Origin of the sequence: Nocardioides sp. (assembly GCF_034670285.1) — a bacterium.
GTDB lineage: Bacteria > Actinomycetota > Actinomycetes > Propionibacteriales > Nocardioidaceae > Nocardioides.
In genome coordinates this window covers 1-4,444 of record NZ_JAXMNS010000327.1, presented here as the reverse complement: position 1 = coordinate 4,444, position 4,444 = coordinate 1, and the positions used below count along the sequence as shown (strand labels likewise).

At 70.7% G+C, this 4,444-nt stretch carries 6 protein-coding genes; 5 read left to right on the top strand and 1 reads right to left on the bottom strand.

The window, feature by feature from the left end; translation table 11 throughout:
- The 4 genes from VOI19_RS15045 to VOI19_RS15030 form a co-directional block, all read left to right on the top strand.
- Nucleotides 1–256, top strand: a 256-nt coding sequence (locus tag VOI19_RS15045; protein WP_323793779.1) for an FAD-binding protein, incomplete at its 5' end; no start/stop codon positions are given.
- Between the two features lie 10 nt (nucleotides 257–266).
- Complete coding sequence (locus VOI19_RS15040) at nucleotides 267–755, top strand: hypothetical protein (protein ID WP_323793778.1); 489 nt, start codon at nucleotides 267–269, stop codon at nucleotides 753–755.
- A gap of 24 nt (nucleotides 756–779) precedes the next feature.
- Nucleotides 780–1,994, top strand: coding sequence for a pyridoxal phosphate-dependent aminotransferase (locus VOI19_RS15035; RefSeq protein ID WP_323793777.1), 1,215 nt, complete (start codon nucleotides 780–782; stop codon nucleotides 1,992–1,994).
- Between the two features lie 97 nt (nucleotides 1,995–2,091).
- On the top strand, nucleotides 2,092–2,664 hold the full coding sequence (locus VOI19_RS15030) for a hypothetical protein (RefSeq protein WP_323793776.1): 573 nt from the start codon (nucleotides 2,092–2,094) through the stop codon (nucleotides 2,662–2,664).
- A 57-nt stretch (nucleotides 2,665–2,721) separates the two neighbouring features.
- On the opposite strand, the gene VOI19_RS15025 is transcribed toward VOI19_RS15030, so the two are convergent.
- Nucleotides 2,722–4,086 carry a serine/threonine protein kinase gene (locus VOI19_RS15025; protein ID WP_323793775.1) on the bottom strand — a complete coding sequence of 455 codons (1,365 nt, stop codon included), beginning with the start codon at nucleotides 4,084–4,086 and terminating at the stop codon, nucleotides 2,722–2,724.
- A 117-nt stretch (nucleotides 4,087–4,203) separates the two neighbouring features.
- Between VOI19_RS15025 and VOI19_RS15020 the strand changes: the two genes are divergently transcribed.
- Nucleotides 4,204–4,444 (top strand): hypothetical protein (locus VOI19_RS15020; protein WP_323793774.1); only part of this gene is annotated, 241 nt, incomplete at its 3' end.

Here is a 4,444-nt window from a genome sequence, read left to right as displayed (position 1 = left end):
GCGGCTCGGCAAGGCGATGTACGCCGGCTTCACTCTCGGTGGGATCCGGGTCACCGTCGACGGCGAGGCACAGCGCCCCGACGGCACGGTCGTGGCCGGCCTGTACGCCGCTGGCGCCTGCGCCTCCAACCTGGCCCAGGACGGCAAGGGCTACTGCTCGGGCACCCAGCTCGGCGAGGGTTCCTTCTTCGGCCGTCGAGCCGGCGCTGCGGCCGCCGTCCGTGCCACCGGCGCGGCGCGAGTCGGCGTTTCATAGACTCCGCCGCGTGAAGACTCCCCTGGCCCTCCAGCCGACGAGCTGGGAGCCGCGCCGACGCCGGGTCGCCGCGGGCCTGGCGCTGCTGCTGCTCGTGGTCGTCATCGTGTGGTGGACCGTCGGCGCCGAGGGGCGTCGGGTCGGCGCTGCCTGTGACCTCTACGAGGGCCAGCAGGAGCCGCTGCGCAGCGCACTGACGGAGATCGAGGACGGCGCCGCGGCGGCGGCTGCCGCCGGAGAGCCGACGCTCCTGGATCACCTCGAGAACGCCGACGGCACCCTCAACACCCTGCGACGCTGGCAGAGCACGATGCCGCGCGTGACCGAGGAGATCGGCACCGGCGAGGACGACACGGCCACGACCTTCTCCGACCTGACGGAGTCGGTGGCCGAGCAGCAGCGCCGGGTAGAGACCGACGAGGCAAGCACCGCCGTCGACCACGTGCCCGAGCTGGCGGGCCGGCTGGACGACGCCGACGCGCTCTGCGGCCTGGCCTGAGCCCAGCCGCCGTAGGCTCGGAAGGTGAATCGACTGCAGGTCGCCCAGCGTGCCAACGTGCCGCCGTTCCACGTGATGGACCTGCTCGCCGCCGGGGCCGAGCGCCAGCGCACCCATGGCGACCTGCTCAACCTGCTGGCCGGCCAACCGAGCACCGGGGCGCCGAGGGCCGTCAACGACGAGGCGATCCGGCTGCTGCAGAGCGGCGACCCGCTCGGCTACACCCCCGCGACCGGCCTGCGTGAGCTGCGTGAGGCGATCGCCGGCCACCACCGGCGCACCTACGGCCTCGAGGTCGACGCCGACGACGTCGTCGTCACGACCGGGAGCAGCGGTGGGTTCCTGCTGGCCTTCCTGGCTGCCTTCGAGCCCGGCGACCGAGTCGCGATCGCCCGCCCGGGCTACCCCTGCTACCGCAACGTGCTGACGGCGCTGGGCTGCGAGGTGGTGGAGATCCCGACCGGTGAGGCCACCCGGTTCCAGCCGAGCCTCGACCAGGTGGCCGCCCTGGTCGACGACGACGCGGCCGGCGGGCTGCAGGGACTCGTCGTGGCCAGTCCGGCCAACCCCACCGGCACGATGCTCCTGCCCGCCGAGCTCGCCGCGCTGGCGTCGTACTGCGAGGAGACGGGGGTCCAGCTGATCAGCGACGAGATCTACCACGGCATCGAGTACGCACCGCTGGCTGCCGAGCCCGGGGAGCGGCTGGCGCGCTCGGCGTGGGAGACCAGCCGCGAGGCGGTCGTCTTCGGCTCCTTCTCGAAGTACTTCTCGATGACCGGGTGGCGGATCGGCTGGATGCTCGTGCCCGACCGGCTGCGCCGCGCCGTCGACGTGCTCGCCGGCAACTTCACGATCTGCCCACCCGTGCTCTCTCAGCGCGCCTGCCTGGCCGCGTTCACCGAGGCGTCGTACGCCGAGCTCGACGCCCACGTCGAGCGGTACGCCGTCAACCGCCGTCTGCTGCTCGAGGGGTTGCCCCGCCTGGGGATCACCCGGCTCGCCCCGGCCGACGGGGCCTTCTACGTCTACGCCGACGTCGGGCACCTCCTCGGCGACCAGCACGACTCGATGGCCCTGGCCCACCACCTGCTCGCCACCGCCGGCGTGGCCGTGGCGCCCGGCGTCGACTTCGACACCGCGGACGGTGGTCGGTTCCTCCGCTTCAGCTGTGCCGGCGACGGGGCCGAGATCGAGCAGGCGCTCGAGCGCCTGGCCAGGGCGCTGCCCCGGGTCTAGCCTGAAGAATTCTCGGGACATGTGCGGTGGGACGTATCTCCGAGCGTTGTGGCCGCTCCTTCAGCGAGACGAGTCCATCACCTCGAAAGGCAGACCCATGAAGTTTCCACGTCCCACCCTCTCCGGCATCCTCGCGGTCCTCGCGTTGTGCCTGGTCGTCTCCGGAACCGCCTACGCGGCCGGGGCACTGCCCAAGAACAGCGTCGGCGCCAAGCAGATCAAGCCGAACGCCGTGCGCAGCTCGGACATCAAGAACGGTGCCGTCAAGCTGCAGGACCTGCACTCCTCGGTCGCCACGGCCTTCTCGGGACCGCCTGTTGCCTACGCGACGGGCCAGAGCACGATCCAGTTCGTCGGTGGTACGAAGCAGAGCTTCGACACGCTCGAGATCGACCAGGCCGGTGACTACCTGATCACCAACAACCTGCGGGTCTTCCCCAAGGTGGGCAACCCGGGCGACAACCTGTACTGCGACATCCTCGGCGGCGGTCAGGCCATCAGCATCGTCAACCACGGCGTCGACATGCCGGCCGGGGTGGCCCAGGTAACGATGCACGGCATCCTGTCGGACCTCCCGGCCGGGACCGTGCTCGACTTCCAGTGCCGCGCCTCCACCAACGAGGTCACGATGACCCACGACTGGACCGCGGTGCAGGTCGACCTGCAGTAGAACCCAGCGCCCAGCAGCACCACCTGGTGGCCGGTCCCCCTCCCCGGGGGGCTGGCCTCAGCCGGTGGTGCCGGCGGGCATCCGCGGGTCGGCCTCGCCGAGATCCTCCACGAACCCCTTGCGGATGAAGCCGTTGCGGATGCGCTGCGGGTGGTTGCCGACGTCGATGGTGTCGACGATGCGGGCCCTGCGGTAGGAGATCCGGGAGATGGTGTCGGTGCCGCTCCACGAGATGTAGCAGTACTTCCCGTCGGCGCTCGGCGTCACCCAGTAGGGCTTCTCGCCACCCTTGAGCAGCCGGGTGCGCTTGAAGGACTTCGCCCGCACGATCGTGGCGTAGTCGCTCATCGTGCCGGCGACGCACAGGCGCGTGCCCTTCGGGTTCATCGCGATGCCGTGGTGGGCCGAGTCGAGCACGTAGGCCGGTCGCGGGGTGCTCTTGACCAGGTTGGGCAGCCGCTTGAACCGCGTGATCTCACCGGTACGACGGTCGAGCTCGACGAAGCCGTGGAAGAACGAGAGCTGGAAGTAGATCTTCTTCTCGTCCGGCGACAGAGTCAGCGGCCGCACCGAGATCGACACCTTCTCCAGGCCGGCGTCGTCGAGCGCCTGGCGCACGTCGTAGCGCCGCTTCACCTTCAGCGTCCGCGCGTTCACGATCTGCAGCACGCGCTCACCCTCGAGCGGGTCGGGCACGTCGGGATCGTCGAGCGGGCTGTAGACGGTGCCGATGCTGGCGTGCAGGATCCGCTTGCCGCCGTCGAGGAACACGCTCTCGTGCGGCGAGCCGCCGGAGGGGAACGTGCCGACCTCGGCGCCGTCCTTGATGCGCAGCACGTGCACGACGTTGCCGGTCGAGGCGCTGACCACGACCCGCTTGCCGTCCGGGGAGACCGCCATGTGGTCGGAGCGGACGCCGTCCACCTCGAAGCGCCAGACGATCTTCTTGGTCTTCAGGCTGATCGCGACGACGTCGGCGAACGACGGACGCGAGATCACCACCAGCCGCCCGTCGTTGGAGGAGTACATGTCGTCGACGAACTGGTCGTTTCCCTCACCGATTGCCGTACGGATCGCGAGGAAGTAGGCCAGCCGGTAGGGGTTGGCCGCGATCTCCTGCATGCGCTCGTCGTAGTCGGGCACGACGTCGAGCCGGCCGAGGCGCTCGAAGGAGCCCGGCGCCACGACGTCGGCGGTGCCGTCCCAGTTGTTGCCCACGAAGACCACGCGCCGGGTGCCGCGCTCGGGGTCGCCGACGGGCCCCGGGCTGCTCACGACCAGCGATCCGCGCGCTGCGCCGTCGTACGACGCCTGTGCCGCGCCGGCGCCGGGGGCGAAGCCACCGAGCCCCGCCACCACTCCAGCGGTGAGTACTCCCGTGAGACCGGCCCGTAGACCTGCCCTGAACCTGTTGCGCCCCATGCGACCACCCTGTCGTGTGCTGTTCCTGCGCCCCATCTTGCCGTGCCGCGCGTTTCGCGGCGACAGAAGCGGGGAAGGGACCGAGGGACGGCGACCAGACATTGGGGAGGTCCTTTCATGTACGGCGATCCAACCGTCCTGCGCGCGAGAGTGCACGACCTGCGCGAGCAGGCGCTCGACGTCCGCGCCATGGCCGACCACCTCGTGGCCCAGCTCGACGACCTGGCCTGGACCGGTCGGGCGGCGACCACCATGCGCGCGCGGATCGTCGAGCGGGCCCTGCACCTACGTGCCGCGGCCTCCGAGCACGACGTCGCGGCCGATGCCCTGGCCGAGCACGCCGAGGAGGTCGCGTGCC

What these genes read in the sequence shown, in the direction of transcription:
- VOI19_RS15030 (WP_323793776.1), top strand. Translation starts at nt 2,092, where the DNA reads ATGAAGTTTCCACGTCCCACCCTCTCCGGCATCCTCGCGGTCCTCGCG.
- VOI19_RS15025 (WP_323793775.1), bottom strand. Translation starts at nt 4,086, where the DNA reads ATGGGGCGCAACAGGTTCAGGGCAGGTCTACGGGCCGGTCTCACGGGA.